General features: G+C 67.8%; 24 protein-coding genes. 12 read left to right on the forward strand and 12 right to left on the reverse strand.

Features of this window, described 5'->3' with window-relative positions; all coding sequences use genetic code 11:
- Positions 1 to 78 precede the first annotated feature (78 nt).
- Positions 79 to 1,272, forward strand: coding sequence for a DHH family phosphoesterase (locus U5919_RS02635; protein ID WP_336021961.1), 1,194 nt, complete (start codon positions 79 to 81; stop codon positions 1,270 to 1,272).
- 69 nt (positions 1,273 to 1,341) lie between these two features.
- Positions 1,342 to 2,436: an aldo/keto reductase gene (locus U5919_RS02640; protein WP_336021962.1), complete on the forward strand. Its 1,095-nt coding sequence runs from the start codon at positions 1,342 to 1,344 to the stop codon at positions 2,434 to 2,436.
- Between the two features lie 98 nt (positions 2,437 to 2,534).
- On the opposite strand, the gene U5919_RS02645 is transcribed toward U5919_RS02640, so the two are convergent.
- Positions 2,535 to 2,705, reverse strand: coding sequence for an HVO_0758 family zinc finger protein (locus U5919_RS02645; protein ID WP_336021963.1), 171 nt, complete (start codon positions 2,703 to 2,705; stop codon positions 2,535 to 2,537).
- A 159-nt stretch (positions 2,706 to 2,864) separates the two neighbouring features.
- On the opposite strand from U5919_RS02645, the gene U5919_RS02650 reads away from it, so the two are divergent.
- The 4 genes from U5919_RS02650 (at position 2,865) to U5919_RS02665 (ending at position 6,708) form a co-directional block, all read left to right on the forward strand.
- Positions 2,865 to 3,992, forward strand: coding sequence for an MFS transporter (locus U5919_RS02650; RefSeq protein WP_336023853.1), 1,128 nt, complete (start codon positions 2,865 to 2,867; stop codon positions 3,990 to 3,992).
- A gap of 400 nt (positions 3,993 to 4,392) precedes the next feature.
- Positions 4,393 to 5,538, forward strand: a complete 1,146-nt coding sequence (locus U5919_RS02655; RefSeq protein ID WP_336021964.1) for a glycosyltransferase family protein — start codon at positions 4,393 to 4,395, stop codon at positions 5,536 to 5,538.
- A complete protein-coding gene (locus U5919_RS02660; RefSeq protein WP_336021965.1) occupies positions 5,535 to 6,011 on the forward strand; it encodes a DUF7109 family protein in 477 nt (158 codons plus the stop codon). The genes U5919_RS02655 and U5919_RS02660 overlap by 4 nt, the downstream gene beginning before the upstream one ends.
- Before the next feature lie 97 nt (positions 6,012 to 6,108).
- Positions 6,109 to 6,708, forward strand: a complete 600-nt coding sequence (locus tag U5919_RS02665) for an NUDIX hydrolase (RefSeq protein ID WP_336021966.1) — start codon at positions 6,109 to 6,111, stop codon at positions 6,706 to 6,708.
- A gap of 30 nt (positions 6,709 to 6,738) precedes the next feature.
- On the opposite strand, the gene U5919_RS02670 is transcribed toward U5919_RS02665, so the two are convergent.
- The 6 genes from U5919_RS02670 to trpC are packed head-to-tail and all read right to left on the reverse strand — an operon-like array spanning position 6,739 to position 11,234.
- Complete coding sequence (locus U5919_RS02670) at positions 6,739 to 7,167, reverse strand: Hsp20/alpha crystallin family protein (protein ID WP_336021967.1); 429 nt, start codon at positions 7,165 to 7,167, stop codon at positions 6,739 to 6,741.
- On the reverse strand, positions 7,164 to 7,322 hold the full coding sequence (locus U5919_RS02675) for a DUF7559 family protein (RefSeq protein ID WP_336021968.1): 159 nt from the start codon (positions 7,320 to 7,322) through the stop codon (positions 7,164 to 7,166). The genes U5919_RS02670 and U5919_RS02675 overlap by 4 nt, the downstream gene beginning before the upstream one ends.
- 57 nt (positions 7,323 to 7,379) lie before the next feature.
- Positions 7,380 to 8,174, reverse strand: coding sequence for a 2-amino-3,7-dideoxy-D-threo-hept-6-ulosonate synthase (locus U5919_RS02680; protein WP_336021969.1), 795 nt, complete (start codon positions 8,172 to 8,174; stop codon positions 7,380 to 7,382).
- Between the two features lie 27 nt (positions 8,175 to 8,201).
- Positions 8,202 to 9,080, reverse strand: a complete 879-nt coding sequence (gene trpA / locus U5919_RS02685) for a tryptophan synthase subunit alpha (protein ID WP_336021970.1) — start codon at positions 9,078 to 9,080, stop codon at positions 8,202 to 8,204.
- A gap of 1 nt (position 9,081) precedes the next feature.
- On the reverse strand, positions 9,082 to 10,380 hold the full coding sequence (gene trpB / locus U5919_RS02690; protein ID WP_336021971.1) for a tryptophan synthase subunit beta: 1,299 nt from the start codon (positions 10,378 to 10,380) through the stop codon (positions 9,082 to 9,084).
- Positions 10,381 to 10,418: 38 nt separating this feature from the next.
- Positions 10,419 to 11,234, reverse strand: a complete 816-nt coding sequence (gene trpC, locus U5919_RS02695) for an indole-3-glycerol phosphate synthase (protein ID WP_336021972.1) — start codon at positions 11,232 to 11,234, stop codon at positions 10,419 to 10,421.
- Between the two features lie 115 nt (positions 11,235 to 11,349).
- Here trpC and U5919_RS02700 point away from each other — a divergent pair, with 115 nt between their 5' ends.
- Entirely contained in the window at positions 11,350 to 11,811 is a 462-nt protein-coding gene (locus U5919_RS02700; protein WP_336021973.1) for an MGMT family protein, read from the forward strand.
- A gap of 38 nt (positions 11,812 to 11,849) precedes the next feature.
- On the opposite strand, the gene U5919_RS02705 is transcribed toward U5919_RS02700, so the two are convergent.
- Genes U5919_RS02705 through lonB form a run of 3 tightly spaced genes read right to left on the reverse strand, consistent with a single transcriptional unit; the run spans position 11,850 to position 15,455 of the window.
- Positions 11,850 to 12,197, reverse strand: a complete 348-nt coding sequence (locus tag U5919_RS02705; protein ID WP_336021974.1) for a hypothetical protein — start codon at positions 12,195 to 12,197, stop codon at positions 11,850 to 11,852.
- 54 nt (positions 12,198 to 12,251) lie between these two features.
- Positions 12,252 to 13,280, reverse strand: coding sequence for a CPBP family intramembrane glutamic endopeptidase (locus tag U5919_RS02710; protein WP_336021975.1), 1,029 nt, complete (start codon positions 13,278 to 13,280; stop codon positions 12,252 to 12,254).
- Positions 13,281 to 13,286: 6 nt separating this feature from the next.
- Positions 13,287 to 15,455 (reverse strand): ATP-dependent protease LonB, encoded by a 2,169-nt coding sequence (gene lonB, locus U5919_RS02715; RefSeq protein WP_336021976.1) that lies wholly within the window; start codon positions 15,453 to 15,455, stop codon positions 13,287 to 13,289.
- A gap of 166 nt (positions 15,456 to 15,621) precedes the next feature.
- On the opposite strand from lonB, the gene U5919_RS02720 reads away from it, so the two are divergent.
- The 4 genes from U5919_RS02720 (at position 15,622) to U5919_RS02735 (ending at position 19,185) form a co-directional block, all read left to right on the forward strand.
- Positions 15,622 to 16,149 (forward strand): nicotinamide-nucleotide adenylyltransferase, encoded by a 528-nt coding sequence (locus tag U5919_RS02720; protein ID WP_336021977.1) that lies wholly within the window; start codon positions 15,622 to 15,624, stop codon positions 16,147 to 16,149.
- Between the two features lie 13 nt (positions 16,150 to 16,162).
- Positions 16,163 to 16,996, forward strand: a complete 834-nt coding sequence (locus tag U5919_RS02725; protein ID WP_336021978.1) for an SAM hydrolase/SAM-dependent halogenase family protein — start codon at positions 16,163 to 16,165, stop codon at positions 16,994 to 16,996.
- Positions 16,997 to 17,147: 151 nt separating this feature from the next.
- Positions 17,148 to 18,221, forward strand: coding sequence for a pyruvate dehydrogenase (acetyl-transferring) E1 component subunit alpha (pdhA, locus tag U5919_RS02730; protein WP_336021979.1), 1,074 nt, complete (start codon positions 17,148 to 17,150; stop codon positions 18,219 to 18,221).
- Positions 18,214 to 19,185: an alpha-ketoacid dehydrogenase subunit beta gene (locus tag U5919_RS02735; protein WP_336021980.1), complete on the forward strand. Its 972-nt coding sequence runs from the start codon at positions 18,214 to 18,216 to the stop codon at positions 19,183 to 19,185. Before pdhA ends, U5919_RS02735 begins: the two co-directional genes overlap by 8 nt.
- Before the next feature lie 48 nt (positions 19,186 to 19,233).
- On the opposite strand, the gene thsA is transcribed toward U5919_RS02735, so the two are convergent.
- Positions 19,234 to 20,802 (reverse strand): thermosome subunit alpha, encoded by a 1,569-nt coding sequence (gene thsA, locus U5919_RS02740; protein ID WP_336021981.1) that lies wholly within the window; start codon positions 20,800 to 20,802, stop codon positions 19,234 to 19,236.
- Between the two features lie 178 nt (positions 20,803 to 20,980).
- On the opposite strand from thsA, the gene U5919_RS02745 reads away from it, so the two are divergent.
- Positions 20,981 to 21,814 (forward strand): amidohydrolase family protein, encoded by an 834-nt coding sequence (locus U5919_RS02745; protein WP_336021982.1) that lies wholly within the window; start codon positions 20,981 to 20,983, stop codon positions 21,812 to 21,814.
- 24 nt (positions 21,815 to 21,838) lie between these two features.
- On the opposite strand, the gene U5919_RS02750 is transcribed toward U5919_RS02745, so the two are convergent.
- On the reverse strand, positions 21,839 to 22,741 hold the full coding sequence (locus U5919_RS02750; protein ID WP_336021984.1) for a glycosyltransferase family 2 protein: 903 nt from the start codon (positions 22,739 to 22,741) through the stop codon (positions 21,839 to 21,841).
- Between the last annotated feature and the right edge of the window lie 15 nt (positions 22,742 to 22,756).

Consider the following 22,756-nt stretch of genomic DNA (forward strand, 5'->3'; position numbering starts at 1 on the left):
TGCTCTCGGTTCCTCCTCGTCCAATTCCCTCGACAGTTCGAGGGAATCTTCTTGGGGGTGCACCGTAACTCGGGACGTATGGGTCTCTCACGCTCCGGCCTCGCGCAGGTCTCCGGCCCGGAGCTCGTCGACTCGATCTCCTCGCTCATCCTCGCGCATCCAGCGCTCGCGCTGGCTCTCGTTGTCGGTCTGTTCGCCAGCGCCGTCGGGCTGTACGCGATCCGGCGGTTCAAGAGACCGATGGGAACGCGGTTCTTGGAGGCGGTCGCGGGACTCGACGAGATCGCGGTGCTGCTGCATCCCAACCCCGACCCCGACGCGATGGCGACCGGCGTCGCGCTCGCGAGTCTGGCCGAACAGGCCGGAGCCGACGCCTCGGTCCAGTATTCGGGGCAGATCCGCCACCAAGAGAACCGGGCGTTCCACAACGTGCTCGATCTCGATATCGAGCAGATCGACCACGTGAGCGACATCGCCGCCGAACACGTCGTGCTCGTCGATCACAACCACCCGCGCGGGTTCGCCGGCTCCGACAGCGTGCTCCCGTTCGCCGTCGTGGATCACCACCCCGGCGACGGCACCGGCGAGGCGTTCACCGACGTCCGAACCGACTACGGGGCGGCGTCGAGCATCGTCGCCGAGTACTTCGAGGACGTGAACGGCGAGCCGGTCCCGCCGGCCAAGCACGCCAGCGAGGTCGACGCGCCCTACACCGTCCCGTCGGGGGTCGCGACCGGACTGCTCTACGGTATCCTGACGGACACGAAGCGACTCACGTCCGGCTGTTCGGCCGCTGACTTCGACGCCGCGGGGTACCTGTACACCGGCGTCGACGAGGATCAACTGGACCGGATCGCCAACCCGGAGGTCTCGACGGAGGTCTTAGAGCTCAAAGCCCGCGCGATCGCCGGACGAGACGTCCGCGGGCCGTTCGCCGTCAGCGACGTCGGGCGGGTCTCGAACGCCGACGCGATCCCGCAGGCCGCCGACGAACTCGTCCAGTTGGAGGGCGTCACCGCGGTCGTCGTGCTCGGCGAACGAAACGGCACCGTTCATCTCTCGGGGCGCTCTCGCGACGACCGAGTCCATATGGGTCACACGCTCGAAGCGGTGCTCGAAGACCTCCGAGACGGCTCCGGTGGCGGCCACGCGCGGATGGGCGGCGGGCAGGTCTCGCTGTCGGACGGCGCGATCTACACCGAGTTCGGCGGAACGATCTCCCGGGACGGCCTCCGCGAACGGCTCTTCGAGTCGCTGTCGGGCGACGTGTGAGGGCGGCCGGGTCATCTGTTCGGCCCCCGATCCGACGCCGGTTTACCCGACGATCCCGTACGGCCCGCTATGGCGACGAGTCAGGGGACGTGGGCCTACCGCGACCGCTTCGGCGACGCCTTCGCGCGGACGTACTTCCGGCGGTTCGGCCCGGGCGTCGCCTCCAGCGTCGGCGTCGGGACGTATCTCGGCGAGCCGACCGACGCGATCGACGAGCGCTACCGTGAATGTATCACCGAGGCGCTTTCTTCGGGCGTCAACGTCGTCGATACCGCGATCAACTACCGCTGTCAGCGCAGCGAGCGCGTCGTCGGCGACGCGCTCCGACGCGCGGACGTCGACCGCGAGGAGGTGGTCGTCGCGACGAAGGGCGGATTCGTCCCCTTCGACGGCTCTCGACCGGACGATCCCGCCGAGTACGTACGCGAGCGGTTCCTCGACACCGGGATCCTCGATCCGATCGATCTCGCGCGCGGGAGCCACGCGATCGCTCCCGGCTTCCTCGATGCGATGCTCGACCGGTCGCTGTCGAACCTCGGCGTCGACGCCGTCGACTGCTACTACGTTCACAACCCCGAGACGCAACTGCTGGCGAGAGGCCGGGACGCGGTCTACGATGCACTCGAAGCGGCGTTCGAGCGCCTCGAACGACGTCGCGCCGCGGGCGACATCGACGGGTACGGCGTCGCGACGTGGGAGGCGTTCCGGGTGCCGCGCGACCACGACGCGTACCTGTCGCTCCCCGAGGTCGTCGCCCGCGCCGAGTCGGCGGCCGAAACCGTCGGCGTCGACGACGTCGGCCTCACTGCGATTCAGCTCCCGTTCAACGTTGCGATGGCCGACGCGTTCACCGTTTCCGCGCATCGTCATCCGACCGAAGACAGAGACGTCAGCGCGCTCGAATACGCGCAGGCCACTGGAATCGACGTCGTCGCGAGCGCAACGCTCGCACAGGGTGATCTCGCGTCGTCGATTCCGGAGGCCGTCGACGCCGAGTTGACGGGTGACACCGCCGCACAACGAGCGATCAATTTCGCGCGGAGCGCGCCGGGCGTCACGACGGCGCTCGTGGGCACGAGTTCCCCCCGTCACGTGCCGGAGAACGTCGCCGCCGGGACGTTCGAACCGCTCGGCGCGCGCGCGTTCGATAGCGTGTTCGAATAGCGGTGCGTGTTTACGACCGGTGCGTGTCGTCTGATCGGTGCGTGTCGTCTGATCAGTACGTGCCGTCTGAGCGGTGCCTCATCGTCTGTTTTCGGCGGCTAGCGGAGTTCTTTCCACTCCCGCTCGCAGTTGGCACAGCGTCGAACCGTGTAGACCTCGTCGGGATCGTTCTTCGTCTTCAGCGACTCGCCGCAGTCCTTGCAGTTCAACCGGCCATAGGTGTCCTTCTCCAGCTCCCCCTCTCGAAGCCCCTTCCGCGTCGTCTTCATATTCGGCCCCTAGTGCCCACGGGGTAAAAAGATCGGTATCTCCCGCACCCCGTCCGTGATCGAGACGCGCGCGACGGGCACCTGAACAGTCACGATGAAGTCCCCCGACGGCGAAGCATCCCCGTGTCCCGGCGACGGCTCTTCGGTACGCTGTGTCTGCTGATCTTCCTCGTCAATCTGGGGAGAGTCATTTTCGCGCCGCTGCTCGGGGAGTTCATCGCCGTGTTTCGGATCGGCGAGGGGACGGCGGGGCTGATCGCGACGCTCGCGTGGTTGGGCAGTGCGCTCCCGCGCGTTCCGACGGGATGGCTTCTCACCCGCGTCCCGCGTCACCGCGTGATCTTAGCCACGGGCGGCGTTCTCACGGGCGCGTCGGTGTTCATCGCCAGCGCGACGTCGGTCGCGATGGTCGCCGTCGGCGCGCTCTTGATGGGACTCGCCGCGGGCGCGTACTTCGTCGCCGCCAACCCGCTCGTCAGCGAACTCTATCCCGAGCGGGTCGGCTGGGCGATCGGAATTCACGGGATGACGAGTCAGATCGCCGCGGCCGCGGCCGCACCGCTTGTCACGCTCGTCCTCGCGCTCTTCGTCGACTGGCGGTTCGTCTTCGCCGCGATCGCGGTCGCGGCCGCGGCCGTGACGACGCTGCTGTTCTTCGTGGCCCGGTCGACGACGCTCCCCGACGCCGGGTCGGCCGACCGCGACGTGATCGCGGCAATCCGTTCGGAGTGGCGAGCCGTCCTCCTCGGCGTCGTCGTCGTCGGCACGACGGGGTTCCTCTGGCAGGGACTGTTCAACTTCTACGAACTGTATATGATCACGAAGGGGCTCTCGGAGACGACGGCGAAGAATCTCTTGACGGTGATCTTCGCTGCTGGCGTCCCCGCTTTCGTCGTCTCCGGTAAGCTCGCGGATACGCTTCCCCGCGTCCCGTACATTCTCGCGATCATCACGGCCTTCACCGCCTGTGTGCTCGCGCTGACGGTCTCCTCCGGACTCGTCGGTATCGTCGCGCTTACGGCGGTGATCGGGTACGTCCTCCACAGCCTGTTTCCGGCGGTCGACACCTACCTGCTCGATACGCTCCCCGACGAGTCGCGAGCGAGCGCGTACGCGTGGTACTCCGGCGGGATGATGGTCATCCAAGCCACGGGCTCGTCGGCCGTCGGGGCGCTCCGCGAGGCGGGACTCGCGTACGACGCCATTTTCACCCAGTTGTCACTCGGGCTCCTCGTCGTCGCCGCCGGACTCCTCGTGCTCCAGCGCGCCGGTCGACTCCCGCAGTGACGGGCCCGGCCGTCGTCCCTCGGTCGGGTTCGATCCGTTCTCGATGGCGTACAGTCGGCACCCGCAGCGGCCGCGACGTCCCGTCTCAGCGCCCCGTTTCGGTCGCCCGGACGTCTGACCGCGCTCGTCCCCGCGTCGACGTGCCGAGCCTCACCGCGTTTGCAAGGCTGCAGCCATCGGTCGCACGCTGACGTTCGATCAGATGCAACAACAGTTGCAAACGCGGTGAGACCGCGGCCCGACGCGGAGTGATCCTCACGTCACGGGGGCGTTGGCCGCGGGTTGGTACATAAACGTTCGTCGCCGGTGCGGTCGTCGCCGCTTTCGACCCGGTTCGACGTTCCGGGGGAGGCCGCCGGAACCCCCGCGCTTTTGCTCGTGCCGTCCCGAGGGGACCCCGATGGAGTACGTGCAATCGCGGGTGACGACGCTCCACGACCTCGTCGACCCGCTGCCGACCGCGCCGACCGACCGGACGGCGGTCGTCGTGCCGGTAGCCGAGCGCGAGTTCGAGACGCCCGCCGCAACCCGGGTGTTCCGCGTTCTGGAAGGTCTCGACCCCGCTCGGGTCGTCGTTCCGCTTCGTGCGACTCCCGACCGTATCGGGCCCGTCCACGAGTGGCTCTCCGGGTTCGACCTCGACCTCGATCTGCTGTGGTGTGACGGATCGCGAGTCGCGTCGCTGCTGTCTGACGTCGGTCTCGACGGCGAACGCGGCAAGGGTCGCGACGTGTGGCTCGGTCTCGGTCGCGCGGCCGACGAGGAGTTCGTGGTCGTTCACGACGCCGACACGGTGACGTACGACGAGTCGTTCGTTCGACGGCTGCTGTTTCCCCTCACGCGCGGCTACGACTTCTCGAAGGGCTACTACGCCCGGGTCGAGGACGGCCGCCTCTACGGGCGGCTCTTCCGACTCTTCTACGCCCCGCTGGTCCGAGCGCTCGTCGACGCCAACCCCGATCCGTACCTCAAATACCTCGACGCGTTCCGATACGCGCTCGCGGGGGAGTTCGCGGCGACGGCCGAGACCGCCCGCCGTCTCCGCCCGCCTCGGAAGTGGGGGCTCGAAGTCGGGACGCTCGGCGACGCGTTCGACGTTGCCGGCTTCGACGGCACCGCACAGGTCGACCTCGGCGTCTACGAACACGACCACCGCGCGGTCGGCGGGTCGACGGGGCTCTCGGATATGAGCCGCTCCGTCGGTGAAACGCTTCTACGAGGCGTCCTCGAACACGGCGTCGACGTCGACTTCGCGACGCTCCGAGAGCGCTATCGGGACGCGGCGGAGACCCTCGTCGAGCAGTACGCGCTGGACGCGGCGTTCAACGACCTCGAATTCGATCGGGAGCACGAACGCTCACAGGTGGCGGCGTACGCCGATGCGATCACGAAGCCGTCGCCGACTGACAATCGACTGCCGGCGTGGAACGAGACGCCGCTCTCGGCGGACGCGCTCGCGGCCGCGGCCGCGGCCGACGTCGACGAAGCGACGAATACGAGACACGGCGGCATCGCCGCCGCCGACGCGGGGGGCTTCGGCGAATGACGACGGAACTCCAGACCGACGAACTGGCGGGCGTCGTCGGCCTCTTCGGCACGCTCACGCCCGAGGAGACGGCGCGGGCGCTCGACGAACTGGCGTTCAAGCAGGGCGGGGGAATCGACGAGTCGGTGTCCTCGGCGGCCATCGCGGACGCGATCGACGCCTACGCGCTCGTCAGGTACGAACGCGACGGCGAGACGCTTCTCGCCCCCGGTCCGACGGCGTTCCCGACGCTGCCCGAGAACGCCGAGGACCTACCGCACATCCTCGATATCCCCGAGCGCGATGTCGACCGGGAGGCCGCGGCCGACGCGGTCGCGAAGCGACTCAGAGCGGAGGCGGCACGCGCCGTCGACGCGGGCGACGAGTCGTCGATGCGGGACCTCCTCGACGTGACGTACGACGTGGCGGTGTGGTCCGATGCGGTCGCCGTCGACGACGTGCGATCTCGGCTGGCTGACGCGCTCGAAGCGTGACTCCTCGTTCTCTCGGCGTGAACTCCCGCGCTCTCGAATCCTTCACGAACCCTCAGCACACAGTATAAGCCCCTTCAGGTCCTACGTCTCCGCGAATATGGATCTCTCGCGGGTGGCAACCCACGCACCGAACGCGGTCGACGGTGCGGGCCAGCAGGCGGCGGTTCTCGCGCCCATCCTCGAACGGGGCGGTGAGCCGTATATCCTCTTTACGCGCCGCGCCGACCACCTCGGCGAGCATCCGGGGCAGATGAGCTTTCCGGGCGGGTCGCGAGAATCCGTCGACGCCGATCTGTGCGCGACGGCGCTCCGCGAGGCCGACGAGGAGATCGGGCTGCGGGCCGATGAGGCGCGGGTCATCGGTCGCATCGATGACATCCAAACGGTCACCGATTACGCCGTTCGCCCGTACGTCGCGCGCGTCCCCGACCGCGAGTACGATCCCGACGAGCGCGAGGTCGCAGAAGTCGTCGCGCTCTCGGTGGCCGAACTCACGGACCTCGACAACTACGAGTCCGAGCGGCGCGAGCACCCGACCTACGGCGCGCGCCGGATCCACTTCTTCCACGTCGACGGCTACACCGTCTGGGGCGCGACGGGCGTGATGCTGCTGCAACTGCTCGAGCTGACGACCGACTGGGCCGTTCCCGACGAGCCGGACCGCGTGGTCGACCCCGACGCGGAACTGCCGGTGTGAAGGGGCGATCGCTGCCTACCCGTCGGCTACCTATTCGTCGTCGCCGCGCTTGGGGATCTCCACTTCGAGCGTTCCGGACTCGGTGACCGTCGCCGAAGCGTGTTCGGGGTCGACCGCGACGCCCTCCGGAAGCGGCACCGCGCCGTCTAGGGAGAGCCCGCGGCCGGGAAATCGCATCTCGAACCCCTCGTGGAACTCGCGGAAGCGATCGACTATCACGCGTACCTCGTTGTCGACGAAACGCACCTGCACGTCCTTCTGGCGCACGCCCGGCGCGTCGAAGACGACGAGGAACGCCTCGTCGCTCTCCAGTAAGTCGTACGGCAGCGGTGTCCGTTCTTGGAACCGCGCGACGCCGCGGCCGACGCGTTCGAGTGCGTTGTTCGCGATCGTCTCGCCGAGCTCCTTCAGTCGGCGCGGGGCGTCTTCGGGGGCGATGATCTGGTCGTGCTTGGTCATAGCTCGATTGCCTCCAAACTCTCCGTCCCCCGGCAGTACGGGCAGACGAAGTCCGCGACGCCGACGTCCTCGGGCATATCGTAGGTGTAGTGCAACTCGAACATATCCATCTCGCACTCGTCGTCGGTGCAGCGTACTTCGAGCGTCGTGGGCATATCCGCGGGTTGGCCCGCCACGCTCATAAGCGCGCGGGCTCGGGACAAAGAGGAGTGTTAGGCTTCGAGTCCGAGGCCCGCCGTGCCGATCGCGGCGTCGACGTCGTCGTCGTCGTGGACGATGGCGCTGACCGCGCGGGTGATCGCCTCGGGCTCTTCGTGCTGGAAGATCGATCGACCCATCGAGACGCCGGCGGCCCCGGCGTCCATCGCGCCGCGGACCATCTCGACGGTATCGCGGTCGGTGCCGCGGCTGCCGCCGGCGATGACGACCGGCAGGCGGGTCGCCGCACAGACGCGCTCGAAGGAGTCGGCGTCGCCGGAGTAGGCGGTCTTGACGACGTCCGCACCGAGTTCCTCGGCGATGCGGACGGCGTGAGCGAGGCTGTCGGCGTCGTGTTCGTCGATGCCCGGACCGCGCGCGTAGCTCATCGCGAGCACCGGAACCCCGAATTGGTGGGCGGTCTCGGTCAGATCGCCGAGCTCGGTCAACTGGTCGGGCTCGTGGTCACTGCCGACGTTGATGTGGAACGAGACGGCGTCCGCGCCCGCCCGCAGCGCCTCCTCTACTGTCCCCGTCCGCCGCTTGTCGTTCGAGTCGGGGCCGATCGAGGTCGATCCGTTGAGGTGGACGATGTAGCCCTTGTCGTTCTTGTTCGGGTGCACGCGCGGAGCGACGCCCTTCTGCGTGAGGACGGCGTCCGCGCCGCCGCGGGTGATCGAGTCGACGGTCGATTCGATGTCGACGAGCCCCGTTACGGGCCCGAGTGTGATGCCGTGGTCCATCGGGACGACGAGGTATCGCCCCCCTGTCGAGATGCGGCGGAGCCGCGCGGAGAGTCCTGCGTTCATCGTGTGTTATCCTGTGGCAATCGGTGGTTATGTGCGTTCCGCTTGGGGCACACGTTGTTCGTACCCGCGCAGCGCTCCCCCCTTCAGCTCCCGGGCCTTCGATTCGAGGCGTGAGGCGACGGTGTCCGCCGATTCGCCCGCCTCGGCTCCCTCGGCCACGATGTCGACGAGCGCGCTCCCGACGATGATCCCGTCCGCGCCGCCGGCGACGATTCGCTCGGCGTGCTCGCCCGTCTTGATCCCGAAGCCCACCGCCTTCGGCACGTCGTAGTCGGCGAGGCGGTCGAGACTCGCTTCGGTCTGCCCGGACACGTCGTCCTGTGCGCCGGTGACGCCCAAGCGCGCCTGCACGTAGACGTACCCCGACACCTGCGACATAATCCGCTCCAGCCGCTCCCCGCGCGTCGTCGGCGCGACGATGAACACGAGGTCGAGGCCGAACTCGTCGCAGGCCTCGCGGAGCGGGTCCGCCTCCTCGGCCGGGAGGTCGGGGACGACGAACCCCGAGAGGCCGACCTCGGCGGCGCGCTCGACGAACGGACGCGGGCCGGGCTCCGAGCCGAATTGGTAGATGAGGTTGTAGTAGGTCATACAGACCAGCGGCACGTCGACGTCGAGGTCCTCGACGAACTCGAAGAACCGCTCGGGCGTCATTCCGCCCTCCAGCGCCCGCACGACGGCGCTCTGGATCGTCGGCCCCTCGGCGATCGGCTCCGAGAAGGGCAGCCCGAGTTCGATCACGTCGGCACCGCCGCGTTCGAGCGCTTCGACGTATTTCAACGAGGACTCGTAGTCGGGATCGCCCGCAGCGAGGTAGGGGACGAACGCCGGACCATCGGCAAAGGCCTCGGCGAGTTCCGGGTTTGCAGCCGTCCCGTTCGCGGCCGTCTCGTTCGCGTCGCCCATCTCAGAACCCCCCCGAGAACTCCGAGAGCGACGGTGCGGCCTCGATGTCGCGCTTCTCGGTCTCCTCGATCACGGTTTCGAGGTCCTTGTCGCCGCGCCCGGAGACGTTCACGAGGACGACGTCGCCGAGGTCCTCGTAGTTGTTCTCCAAGTAGCCGAACGCGTGCGCCGACTCCAGCGCGGGGATGATTCCCTCTAACTGTGAGAGCCGGTGGAACGCTTCCAACGCGCCGTCGTCGTCGACGTTGACCGCGTTTACCCGGCCGTCGTCGACGAGCTGTGCGAGCTCGGGGCCGACGCCCGCGTAGTCGAGTCCGGCGGAGACGCTGTGGCTCTCCATAATCTGGCCGTCGGCGTCTTGGAGGATCTTGGTGCGCGCGCCGTGGAGGACGCCCTCACCCCCGGTCGACAGCGACGCCGAGTTCGGTGCGACGCCCGCCTCCTCGTCGACCGACAGGCTGGAGCCGCCCGCTTCGACGGCGTAGAGGTCGACGCCCGCGTCGTCTCGCGGCTCGCCGCCGCTCGACCCGTCCGCGGAACGAGGTTCCGCGTCGTCGACGAAGTGCGCGAACGCGCCCATCGTGTTCGAGCCGCCCCCCGCGCACGCGAGAACGGAATCGGGCAGACCGCCCGTCTTCTCGCGGAGCTGCTCGCGGGCCTCCTCGGAGATGACCGCTTGGAAGTCCCGCACCATCGCCGGGAACGGGTGCGGCCCGACGACCGAGCCGATGACGTAGTGGGTGTCCTCGACGTTCGTCGCCCAGTCGCGCATCGTCTCCGAGATCGCCTCCTTCAGCGTGCCGCGGCCGGTCGTCACCGGATTTACCTCGGAGCCGTTGAGCCGCATCCGGAAGACGTTGGGACGCTGGCGGTTGATGTCGGTCTCGCCCATGTATATCTCACAGGGCATATCGAGGTGCGCCGCCGCCATCGCGGTCGCCGTGCCGTGCTGGCCCGCGCCCGTCTCGGCGACGATCCGCTCTTTGCCCATATATTTCGCCAAGAGCACCTGCCCGAGCGCGTTGTTGAGCTTGTGCGCGCCGCCGTGGACGAGGTCTTCGCGCTTCAGGTAGACGTCCGTCCCGTACCGGTCCGAGAGTCGCTCGGCGTACTGCGTCGGGGTCGGTCGCCCGCCGAAGTCACGGAGTCGCGCCCGAAAGTCGTCCATAAAGCCGTCTTCGTTCTCCAGTACGTATCGCTCGTAGGCGTCGGTCAGCTCCTCGATCGCCGGCATCAACGCCTCGGGTACGTACTGTCCGCCGTACTCGCCGAATTTCCCGTCCGCGTATGTCTGTGTCATCGTGTTGAGTCGGTGTGTTATCGTGTTGAGTCGGTGAGTTACCGTGTTGAATCGACGTGTTCCGCCTGTGGTTTCCCGTCTGCGGCCCCCGCCGTCAGTCGTTCGGTGTTCGATTCGACGTCGCCGTCCATAATCGCAGTCCCGATCAGGAGCGCGTCCGCGCCCGCCGCGCGCATCCGCCGGACGTCCTCGACCGTCGAGACGCCGCTCTCGGCGAGGAGGGTCACGTCGTCGGGGACGCCGGGAGCGATCTCCTCGAAGGTCGCGAGATCGACCTCCAGTTTCCCTAAGTCGCGGTTGTTGACGCCGATGATTTCGGCACCAACGTCGATCGCGCGCTCCAGTTCCTCGCGCGTGTGGACCTCGACGAGCGGTTGGAAGCCCCGTTCGCGGGCGGCCTCGTACAGCGTCGCCAGCGAGTCGGTCCCCGCCTCGTCGAGAAAGCGCGCGATGAGCAGGATCAGATCGGACTCGACCGCGTCGAGTTGCGCTTCGCGGACGACGAAATCCTTCCTGAGGACGGGGACGTCGACCGCCTCTCGGACCCGCCGCAGGTTCTCCGCCGACCCGCCGAAGTGCTCGGGTTCGGTGAGCACCGACAGCGCGGTCGCGCCGCCGGCGACCATCTGTTCGGCGAGATCGACCGCGTCGTCGGTCCGCTCGCCGTCGGTCGTCGGACTCGTCGGTTTCACTTCCGCGACGACTGGCACGCGACCCGCCGCCTCGGTCGCCGCGACGGCCTCGGGGAACGAGCGCGCGTCGACGTCGACCCGCGTCTCGCCGCCGGGTCGCTCGCGCGCCGCCGCGAGGATCGATCGCACCGCGGGGGCAAGTTCCCCCTCATTAGCGTTCATCTATGTTCATTAACGGACTCTTTTGCACATAAGGCTTGCGCGTCGAGATCGGAGGCAGCGGTGACACACCGTGCGCGCTGAGAAGGTTGAAGTCCGATCCGGCGGAAGCCGGAGTATGGACGCCTCTGACGTCGGCATCTTCGCTCGCGAGTCGGAGCTGTTGGATCGAGCGGTCGAAATCGGCGTGGCGAGCGGCCGCGTCGTCGGCGTGTCGTTTCCGGCGTCGCTACCGGCCGACGCCGAGACCGACCATCCGCTGCTCGATCGCGTTTTCGCGTATCTCGACGGCGAATCGGACCACTTCGACGACGTCGAGGTGGCGCTCACGGTCCCGACCGACCAGCGCCGCGTGCTGGACGCCGTCCGCAACGTTCCCTACGGCGAGACTGTCTCGCTCGACCGGGTGGCTCGAATGGCCGGACTCGACCCGGACGAGACTGGGGACGTCGAGACGGCGCGAAGGGCCCTCGCGGAGAATCCGATCCCGCTGTTCGTCCCCGATCACCGCGTCCGCGACGCGCCCGGCGGTGCACCGGACGCTGTGGCGAGACGGTTGCGAGCGCTCGAGGCTGACTGACCCCGGCTGCGACTCGGGGAGCGCTCGGACGTGAGCGATCAGCGCTGTTGCGGCCGGGAACCGCGACGCAGGTAGAAGTACCCGACGAAGCCGACGAGGAAGAACGCTGTCGCCGCCAGTGCGGCGGTACCAAAGCCAGGGAGCAACCCGAGCACCTGCGCGACGGCAGCGATGACGAACGCGCCGGCGGTCAGACGGACGATTCGCTCGTCGTCCGACGCCGAGCGGCTCGTGTAGACGACGTACCCGAAGACCGCTGAGACGATCGCGAATCCGAAGTCAGCGGCCCGGGAGACGATCGGGTTCCCGGTGAGGATCGACGCGACGAGCAACACGAGATAGCCGATGAGTACCGACTGGAGTATCGACCGCGAGCGAAATTCCATACGCTCTCAGGTCCCCGGAGCGGCAAAAAGCATCGGTTCGGCTTCCCACCGACCTCACCACTCGACGCCGAGGCCCTCGTGGACGACGAACTCTGCGGCGTTGATGACGTAGTGGGCCACGATGACGACGAACAGGCTCTCGGTCAGGATGAACGCCGCCGCGAGGGCGAAGCCGAGCGTCGCGGTCACAAGTATACCAATCCGCCCCTGCGCGCCGTGACCGACGCCGAACGCCGCCGAGGAGCCGAGCGCGAGAAGCCACGGGGAGACGTCGTAGCCCGCCGCGAGCGCGCCGACGAGCGCGCCGCGAAAGAGCAGTTCCTCGAAGGCGGCGATTATCGGGAGGACGACGAACAACAGCGCCGCCCACCCGAGAAGCGAGTCGGGGGCGAGCGCGCTCCGGAGGCGCTCGCCGTCGCCGAGACCGAACCGCGCGCCGACGGTCGCCCCGGCCTCGTTGGCGACGTAGAGCCCGAGACCGACCCCGCCGCCGAGCAGCAGCGTTTCAAGTGTAATCGCGTCGCGAGCGACGCCGAACGCCCACGCGGGGATCTCGGCGTACCACGCTCCTGCTAGGAGCAGGAGGCCGAACAGCCCCTGCGATACGGCGACGTTCGCGAGCAGCGACGCGGTCGAGAGCTCCGGGATCGGCTCCGTCGCCGTCGAGTCTACCGGCTCCGCCGTCGCTGTCGAGTCTGCCGTCGCCGGCTCCGCCGTCGCGGTCGGTCCCGTCGGCGACACGTCGCTGCCGACCTTCCTCGACGGTTCTCTGTCGTTCGAATCCGGTTTCGGTTGCAGTCCCGGTTCCGATCCCCGTTCCAGTCTCGATTCCGGGCCCGTCTCGGCTTTCGGTCCGTCGGCGTCGCCGTCGTCGCCACTCGAATCGCGGACGCGCAGTTCGATACCGGATTTCGGGAGGACGATCGTCTCCTCGCGATCGGATCGCGTCTCGACGCCCGGACGCCCGCGGTCGTCGCTGTCGGGATTCCGTCCGTCGATGACGCCGCGCGACGCGTGCGAGAGAACAAGTAGGCCCGCGGTGACGACGATCGCGAGTCCCGCGAACGTCGCCCACTGGGGCATTCTCGATTACTGCGGGCTCGGGCTGGACGGGCCGGAGACGTTCTCGCCCTGTCCCTGTGAGAGCGCCGAGCCGGTGATGCTCTTGAGGCGGTCGACGAGCGAGTCTTTCTCGGGCTCGCCTTCGAGGGCGATGTCGAGGACCTCGCTGATGTGGCTGACGGGGATGATCTCGACCATCTCCTCGTACTCCTCTTCGATCATCACGTCCTGCATATTGGCCGCGGGGATGATGACCCGCGTGCAGCCGGACTTCGCGGCGGCCTCGATCTTGTGGGTGACGCCGCCGACCGGGAGGACGTCCCCGCGGACCGACAGCGAGCCGGTCATCGCAAGCGACTGGTCGACGCCGACGTCTTCCAGCGCGGAGATGACCGCGGTCGCGACCGTGATCGACGCGGAGTCGCCGTCGACGCCCTGCCCGCCCGTCTGGACGAACTGGATGTGGATGTCCTTCTCGGAGATGTTCTCGTCGGAGAACTTCTTGATGATCGCCGAGACGTTCGAGACGGCCTCCTGGGCCATCTCCTTTAACTGTCCGGTGGCGATGACCTCTCCGGGGCCCTGCGAGGGCGTCACCTCGGCCATCACGGGGAGCATAATCCCCGAATCCTCGCCCATCACGGCGAGGCCGTTGACGCGGCCGACTTGGTAGCCGTCGGAGACCTGCAGCTCGTAGTCCTTGCGGCGCTCGATGTAGTCGTCGGCGAGCTGCTGCTCGATCGAGCGACTGCGGCCCTTCGCCTGCAGCACGTGCTGTCTGGTGACGATGTCGACGTTCTCGTCGGCCCGCGCGATGTCGCCCGCGACGCGGACGAGTCCGCCGAGGTTGCGCAGTTTGAGGGTTAGGTGACCCTTCCGCCCGGCGCGACGCCGCGCTTCGAGGATGACTTCCTCGATGGCCTCCGCGGAGTACTCCGGCAGGCGGCCGTCCTTCGCGACCTCTTGGGCCACGAAGCGGGCGTATTTCCGGCGCATCTCGGGGGTGTCCTCGATGGTGTCGTCCATGTACACCTCGTAGCCGTAGCCCTTGATACGGGAGCGCAGCGCGGGGTGCATGTTCTCCATCGCGTCGAGGTTCCCCGCGGCGATCATGATGAAGTCCGTCGGGACGGGCTCGGTCTGGACCATCGCGCCCGAGGAGCGCTCGGACTGGCCGGTGATCGAGAACTCGCCCTCCTGGATCGCCGTCATCAGGTGCTGCTGGCTGCGGATGTCGAGCGTGTTGATCTCGTCGATGAACAGCACGCCCTTGTTCGCCTTGTGGATCGCGCCGGGTTCGACGCGGTCGTGGCTCGGCGTCTCCATTCCCCCTGATTGGAACGGGTCGTGGCGGACGTCGCCGAGCAGCGCGCCGGCGTGCGCGCCCGTCGAGTCCTCGAACGGTGCGGTCGTCGTCTCGGCGTTGTTGACGATGAGGTTCGGCACCATCGCGTCGCCGCCGCGCGAGCCGTAGCGGAACGCGAGGTAGATCACACCCGCGGCGAGGATCCCGAGGAGGACCTGCCCGGCGATGATAAAGGAGTAGCCGATGACGATCGCGATGATGATCCACATGAGGAACGAGCGCATCTGGTTGCGCTTTCTGGCCTCCTCCTTGTGGGCCTCGACGATCTGGTCGCCTTTCCCGGCCGGAACGGTCCGGACCTTCGGGTTGTTGCCGTCGTCGGGGTTGTGATAGACGAGGACGTCCTGCAACTCCTCCGGCGGGAGGAGCTCGGACATCGCCTTCGCCAGCATCGACTTGCCCGTCCCGGGCGAGCCGATCATCATCACGTGTCGCCGCTGTTTCGCGGCCTTCATCACCACGTCGCGGGCGTGTTCCTGCCCGATGACTTGGTCGACGAGTCGGTCCGGGACGTCGATCTCCTCGGTGGAATCGATCCGCAGACCGCCGAGGAGATCGTCCTCGTCGACGTCCTCGACGACTTCCGCGTCGACTTCGACGTCGCTCCCGAGATCGTCGATCGTCGGCTCGGCGGGCTCTCCGGACTGTCCGTTCTGGCTGCCGGGGGCCTCGCCGCGCTCGTCGGGTCCGACGGGTGCGTCGGACGGTTCGTCAGCGCCGTCGCGAGGGACCTCGTCACCGTCGTCTGACGGCGGCGACTCGGGGGCCTCGTCGGTGACGCCACCCCCCGTTTCGGGGGCGTTCTCGTCGGCTTCCGTGTCGTTACTCATAGAATTGTTCGCTACCGTAACGGAAGGCCGCGCGACTGATATACTTTCTCCTCGCGTGTGTTGGGGCTGCATCTACGAAATCAGGCACCTCGACCCGTTTATACTGCGTTTTCGGAAATAATTAAAACTCGGGGTATTTATAAACGAAGCGACCGATCGGTGAGGTATGCGGGGGTTCTACATCGGCCGGTTTCAGCCCTATCACAACGGGCACCACCGGATGGTCGAGGAGATCGCAGACGAGGTCGACGAGCTCGTCCTCGGGATCGGATCGGCGGGGGACTCACACAGTCCCCGGAATCCGTTCACGGCCGGCGAGCGCGTGATGATGGTGACGAAGTCCGTCGTCGATCTCGACGTCACCACCTACGCCGTGCCGATCGAGGACCTCGACCGGAACTCGGTGTGGGTGAGCCACGTTCAAAGCATGTCCCCGGCGTTCGACGTCGCGTACTCGAACAACCCGCTCGTCATCCAGCTGTTCTCGGAGGCGGGCGTCGAGGTCCGGCAGTCGCCGATGTTCAACCGCGACGTCCTCGAAGGAACCGAACTGCGGGCGCGGATGATCCACGACGACGACTGGCGGCACCTCGTTCCGGACGCCGTCGTCGACGTCGTCGAGGAGATCGACGGCATCGAGCGCATCCAGCGCGTCAGCGCGAGCGACGCCAACGGCGACGCGACAGACGAGTGAGGGTGCGACGGCGATGATCACACTCGCCTCCGACTTCGGCTCGCCCTACCCGGCCGCGATGAAGGGCGTCATCCTCCGCCGTTCCGACGCGCGCCTCGTCGACATCGCCCACGACCTCCCCCGTCAAGACGTTCGCGCGGCCGCGTTCTGGTGTCGCGAGACGCTCCCGTACTTCCCCCCTGCGACGCATCTCGTCGTGGTCGACCCCGGCGTTGGGACCGACCGCGACGCGCTCGTCGTCCGCGTCGGCGAGCACGCCCTCGTCGGCCCCGACAACGGCGTGTTGCTCCCGGCGGCCCGCCGGATCGCCGACTGGGACGACGATGAACCACAAATCGAGTGCTTCGTCTACGAGTACGACGATCCCGCGTCGTCGACGTTCCACGGCCGCGACGTGTTCGCGCCCGCGGCCGCCGCGGTCCACGAGGTCGGCGTCGACTCGCTGGAGTCGCTCGCTGCCGTCTCCTCGGTCGAGTCGTTCGCGGCGGCGGACGACCACGATTCGCTCGCGACGGGCGACGGTCCCGACTCGGTCGTCGACTGCCGGTTTCCCGAGCCCGCCGTTGATGACGACACTGCGACGGCCCGCGGCGAGGTGCTCGTCGTCGACGACTTCGGGAACGCGATCACGAACGTCCCCGGCTCGTTCCTCGACGGTCGCGAGGGCGAGACGCTCGACGTGAACGGCGTCTCAGCCCCGGTCGCGAGCGCCTTTGCGGACGTCGCGGCGGGCGAACGGCTGCTCACCGTCGGCAGTCACGGCTACGTGGAATGCGACGTCAACCGCGGCCGCGGCGACGACGCGTTCGGGCTCGCGGTCGGCGACGAGGTCGTCATCTCGGCGTAACCCGAGGCTGTAGCGGTCGGCGTACGCCGTCGAGGTACCGGGACCGAGATATTACTGACAGACGGCCGTCGCGGGGGAATAGGGCCAGTATGCTCCGATTACGGCGGGTAGGAGAACCCGACTAATACGCCTGTCCGCATACTCTACCGGTATGGTCCGCGAGCAAATCGCCGAGTTCACCGTCGACTCGATTCGGGTTCTCGCCGAGGACGGCTCCGTCGACGAAGCGCTCTTCCCGTCGCTAGACGACGAGCAACTGCTGGAACTGTACGAGTCGATGAAGCGGGCCCGTCGGTTCGACGAGCGCGCCATCGCGCTCCAACGGCGCGGCGAGATCGGGACCCACGCGCCCGCCATCGGACAGGAGGCCGCACAGGTCGGGAGTGTGCTCGCATTGGAGCCGGACGACTGGGTCGTGCCGTCGTTTCGCGAACAGGGTGCGGCACTCGCACGCGGGGTCCCGGCGTACCGCCTCCTCCAGTACCTGATGGGAATGGAGGAGGGGGCCGAAATCCCGCCCGACGGGACGATGCTGCCGCCCTCCGTTCCGGTCGGTTCACAGACGCTTCACGCCGCCGGAATCGGATGGGCGAAGGCGATTCGGAACGATCCGGCCGTGGCGCTCACCTACTTCGGCGACGGCGCGACGAGTCAGGGGGACGTGGCCGAGGCGCTCAACTTCGCGGGCGTCTACGACGCGCAGACCGTCTTCTTCTGTCAGAACAACCAGTACGCCATCTCGACGCCCCGCAGCGAGCAGACCGACGCCGAGACGCTCGCGCAGAAGGCCGTCGCCGCCGGGATCGACGGCGTGCAGGTCGACGGAAACGACGTCCTCGGCGTCTACGCCGTTACGCGAGACGCGTTGCGGAAGGCCCGCGAGGGCTCGCCCGTCCTCGTCGAGGCGCTCACGTATCGCCGGTCGATGCACACGACGTCGGACGATCCCTCGGTGTATCGAACGGATGCCGAAGAAGCGGAGTGGGAGCAGCGCGATCCGATCGCGAGATACGAGACCTATCTCGAAGACACGGGGCTCCTGACGGCTGAGCGCGTCGACGAGATCGAGGATCGGATCGAACGGGAACTCGACGAGGCGGTCGATCGGGCGACGGCGGATCGCGAGCGGATCGATCCGCTCGACGTGTTCGAGCACGCGTACGCCGAACTACCGCTGGCGCTCCGCGAACAACTGGCCGAACTCCGAGGTGAGGTCGATGACTAGCAGTAACGACCTTCGGATCGTCGGGGCCGTTCGCGAGACGCTGCGAGCCGAACTGGAACGCGACGACCGAATCATCGTCTACGGCGAGGACGTCGGCCGCGACGGCGGGGTGTTTCGGGCGACGGAGGACCTACAAGACCGGTTCCCCGAGCAAGTGTACGACGCACCGCTGGCCGAGGCGGGAATCATCGGCGTCGGTGTCGGACTCGCGGCGGCGGGGTTGGTCCCGGTCCCCGAAATCCAGTTCCAGGGCTTTATCTACCAAGCGTTCCATCAGCTCCAGCAGCACGTCTCGCGGATTCGCAGTCGGTCGCGCGGGACCGTCACCTGTCCGATGACGATCCGAACGCCCTACGGCGGCGGCATCAACGCGCTGGAGCACCACGGGGAAAGTTACGAGGCCGGGTTCGCCCACATTCCCGGGCTGAAAGTCGTGATACCCTCGTCGCCGGTGGAAACCGCGGGACTCCTGCGCGCGTCGATACGGGATCCCGACCCCGTCGTGTTTATGGAACCGACGCGGCTGTATCGCACGTTCCGCGAGTCCGTTCCGGACGAACACGTGATTCCGCTTGGGGAGGGCCGGATCGTCGAAGCCGGAAGTGATCTGACGGTCGTGAGCTGGGGTTCGATGCTCAGAGAAACGCTGGACGCGGTCGAGTCGGTCGACGCCGACGTCGAAGTGATCGATCCCCGGACGATCACACCGTTCGACACCGAACTCGTCGCCTCCTCGGTGAAGAAGACCGGCCGGTGCGTGGTCGTTCACGAGGCACCGCGGACGGGCGGGTTCGCGGCCGAAATCGCCGCTCGAATCAACGAAGAAGCCCTCCATTACCTCGAAGCCCCTGTGGGACGGGTGACCGCGTACGACGTCCCCCAGCCGTTTTTCGCCCGCGAGGACGCGTACCGTCCGGACGCGGCCCGGATCGCACGGACGATTCGAGAGACGATGCAGGACTGAGAGGCTCGGAGGCCAAGAAGGGCCTACTCGGAAGCGAAGGCGGACCCCTTACTTCGCGGCGATGACGTCGTCGATGCGGACGATCATTGTCGCCGCCTCCGTCGCCGCAGTGACGGCTTCGCGCTTCACCGCCGCGGGGTCGAAGACGCCAGCCGCTATGGGGTCACCGATCGCGCCCGCTTTGCCCTCGGAGATGATGCCCGCGATGCCCTCGCGGTCGAACGTCGCGCGGAGTTCGACGACGGCATCGATCGGGTCCATTCCAGTGTTCGTCGCGAGCGTGCGCGGGATGGCCTCGACCGCGTCGGCGAACGCCTCGACGGCGAGTTGCTTGCGCCCCTCGACACCGCCCGCATTCGAGCGGACGTACTCGGCGATGGCGACTTCGACCGCACCAGCGCCGGGCACGACGCCGCCGGAGTCGATCGCGGCGACCGTCACGTCCACCGCGTCGTTGATCGCGCGTTCGAGTTCGTCGACGACGTGCTCGGTGCCGCCGCGGAGCAGGAGCGTGACCGTCTTCGCCGCCTCCCCGCCCTCGACGAAGGTGAGTTCGTCCTCGCCGAACCGTCGGATCGAGACGCGCTCGGCGCGCCCGAAGTCGGAGGCGTCGAGATCGTTCACGTCGCCCAGCTGTTTCGCGCCGGTCGCGCGGGCGATTGCACGCGCGTCGGAGGTCTTGAGGCTCTCGAAGGCGACGATGCCGTGTTTCGCGAGGCGGTTCTGCACGCGGTCGGAGATCTTCTTCGTGCAGAAGAGCACGTCGACGCCCGCGTCAGCCAGCGCGTCGGCGTAGCGTCGGAGTTCCGAGTCCTCGGCCTCGATAGCCGCTTCGAGCTGGTCGACCGAGGAGATGGTGTATTCCGCGTCGGTCTCGCCCTCGCGGACGTCGAGCTTCGTCGTGAGGACGGCGACCGTGGCGTCCTCGACGGAGCGGGGCATCCCGTCGTTGACGCGCTCTTTGTCGATGACGACGCCCTCGACCAGTTCGGTGGCCGACGACGACGCGCCGGTGCGCGTCAGGACGCGAACGTCGTCGGGATCGAAGCGGTCACTGCCGTCGTGAACCGCGCGAACGGCGTCGACGACGTGCCGCGCCAGCGCGTCGGCGGTGACGTCGCCGGTTCCCTTCCCGGTCATCGACGACTCGGCGACCGACGCGAGTACGTCGTCGTCGAGTGCGACGTCGAGGACCTGCTCGTCGATCGCCTCCTGCGCCAGCCGCGCGGCCTCGTTGTACCCCTCGACGATGACCGTCGGGTGGAGGTCGTCGTCGAGGAGGTCCTCCGCGTGCGAGAGGAGTTCGCCGGTCAGGACCGACGCCGTCGTGGTGCCGTCGCCGACGCTGTCCTCCTGCGTCTGGGCGACCTCGACGATCATCTGCGCGGCGGGGTGCTCGATGTCCATCTCCTCGAGAATTGTCGCGCCGTCGTTGGTCACGACGACGTTGCCCGAGGAATCGACGAGCATCTTGTCCATCCCGCGCGGCCCGAGTGTCGTCCGTACGGCGCTCGCGACGGCTTTGCCCGCTCGAATGTTCGAGCGCTGGGCGTCGTCGCCGTGGGTCCGCTCGCTGCTCCCGGAAAGAACGTACAGTGGCTGCATACGTGTCGACATAGTTATGAATCCTCACGGAAAATGACGTTAGCAGTTCTATATATAGATTTCGGATATTGTGGCCTTAGATAGTCTTAGAGAACCGCTAACACGAGTACTGGCCGTCTAGTTCCTCTCTTTGCGGGAATCCGACCGATGTCGACAAGGTATATTTAGGTCGGCGCGACAGTCTTTGACGATGCTGGAGTTGAACCACGGGTTCCGGGTCGTCGACTTCCACGCCCAGTTGGAACCGAGCGACCAGGCGGAGGTCGCGAGCCGGGGGCGCGAGACGACGCCGGAGGCGCTCGAACGTGAGCTCCACCAAGCGGGCGTCGTCAGGGCCGTCGTCTCGCCGGGCGAGCGCCCCGAGGGCGAGGGCTACCTCCGCGCCAACAACGCCGTCGCTCGTCTGAGCGTCGACCGCCCGTTCCTCGCGTTCGCCCGAATCGACGGGCCGCGCGATCCGGGGTCCCGTGCCGCGTCCCGACTCCGAAACCTCACCGCGTCGCGCGCGCCGCATCACGTCAGCCCGGGAGACGTCGAGCAGTACGCCTACGACGACCGGTTCCACGGGTTCACGCTCGCGCCCGAGCGCGACGGCCTCCCGGACGCGGAGACGCTGGATCAACTCGACGACGTCGGCCTCCCGGTCGTCGTCCGCGCCGGGCGGTCGTTCCCGCCGGCGGCCGTCGCCGAGACGCTCCTCGGGCGGGACTTCCCGGTCGTCCTCGCGGGGTTCGGCGGCTACCCGCTCGACCGCGAGCTGATGTCGGCGTCGATCGATCTCCTCGACGAGCACGACCAGCTGTATCTGGACACGCGGTACGTCCGGTTCCGGAGCGTGTTAGAGCGCGCGCTCTTAGAACATCCCGACAGGGTGCTGTTCGGCAGCGGCGCGCCGGAGACGCACCCGAACGTCGGCGTGATGGAGATCCTGACGCTCGACGTGAGCGAGGACGCGATGCGCCGGGCGTTCTCGACGAACCCGGCGCGGGTGGTTCCCGCGCTCGCCCCCGGCGAGACGTCGTGACCCCGTGGCTCACCGACGTCCGACTCACCGCCAGTCGTACTTCGCGACCGCTCGGTCCGCCCGCTTCGAGCAGCCGTGCGGGTTGCGCGCTGGCGTCCGGTCTCGCGCGCGCGCCACGAGGCCATCCGACCAACCGGCCGCGACGCCCGAGACGACGTCGCGGCCGGTTCCGACCCACCCAGTCGGCGTCGCGTCGCCGGCGACGACGTCGCGGGCGGCCGAGATCGCGTCCGCGCCCGCGTGAGAGGCGATCCGACGGACGACCGTCGGTCGCAGTCCGTAGTTCTTGATCAGCCGGTACGTCAACGCGCGATACTTCCAGCCGTGGCTCCGCTCGTCGACGCCCCCATCGGCCTCGTACTCGGTCCGCACGCAGAGTCCGGATTCCCAGCCGACGTCGTGGTCGAGGGCGGCCAAGCGGTGGGCGGCGTCGCGCGCGCCGCCGGTTTCGAGGTACTCGTCGAAGCCGTCGAGGTCGTCTAACACCTCGGCCCGGAAGGCCACGTTGCCGCCGTTGAAGTACGTCACCGCTCTGTTTTGGATCCGACGCGTCTCCGGTGATGTCGTCGTCATTCCCGCGGGCAGCGTCTCGTGAACGGGGCCGGTGACGACCGGCGCGCGCTCGATGCCCGCTTCGATGGCGTCGCGCCACGTCTCTTCGACGGCGAGGTCGTGTCGAAGGAACGCGACGACGTCGCCCGAGGCCGCGCGGATTCCGGCGTTACGCGAGACGTTCAGCGTTCGGTCCGATATCTCGACGAGCACGTCGACGTCGTCGCGCTCTCGGATCATTCCGGTCGTGCCGTCCGCCGACGGGCCGTTGACGACGACGACTTCGGCGTCGGGCGCGTTCGCGGCCAACCCGTCTAGCGTGGCCGCGAGGTGGTCCCGTCCGTTCAGCGTCGGGACCACTACCGAGAGCTCCATACCGGTCGGTTGCGA

Origin of the sequence: Halobellus sp. LT62 (assembly GCF_037031285.1) — an archaeon.
Taxonomy (GTDB): Archaea; Halobacteriota; Halobacteria; order Halobacteriales; family Haloferacaceae; genus Haloquadratum; species Haloquadratum salinisoli.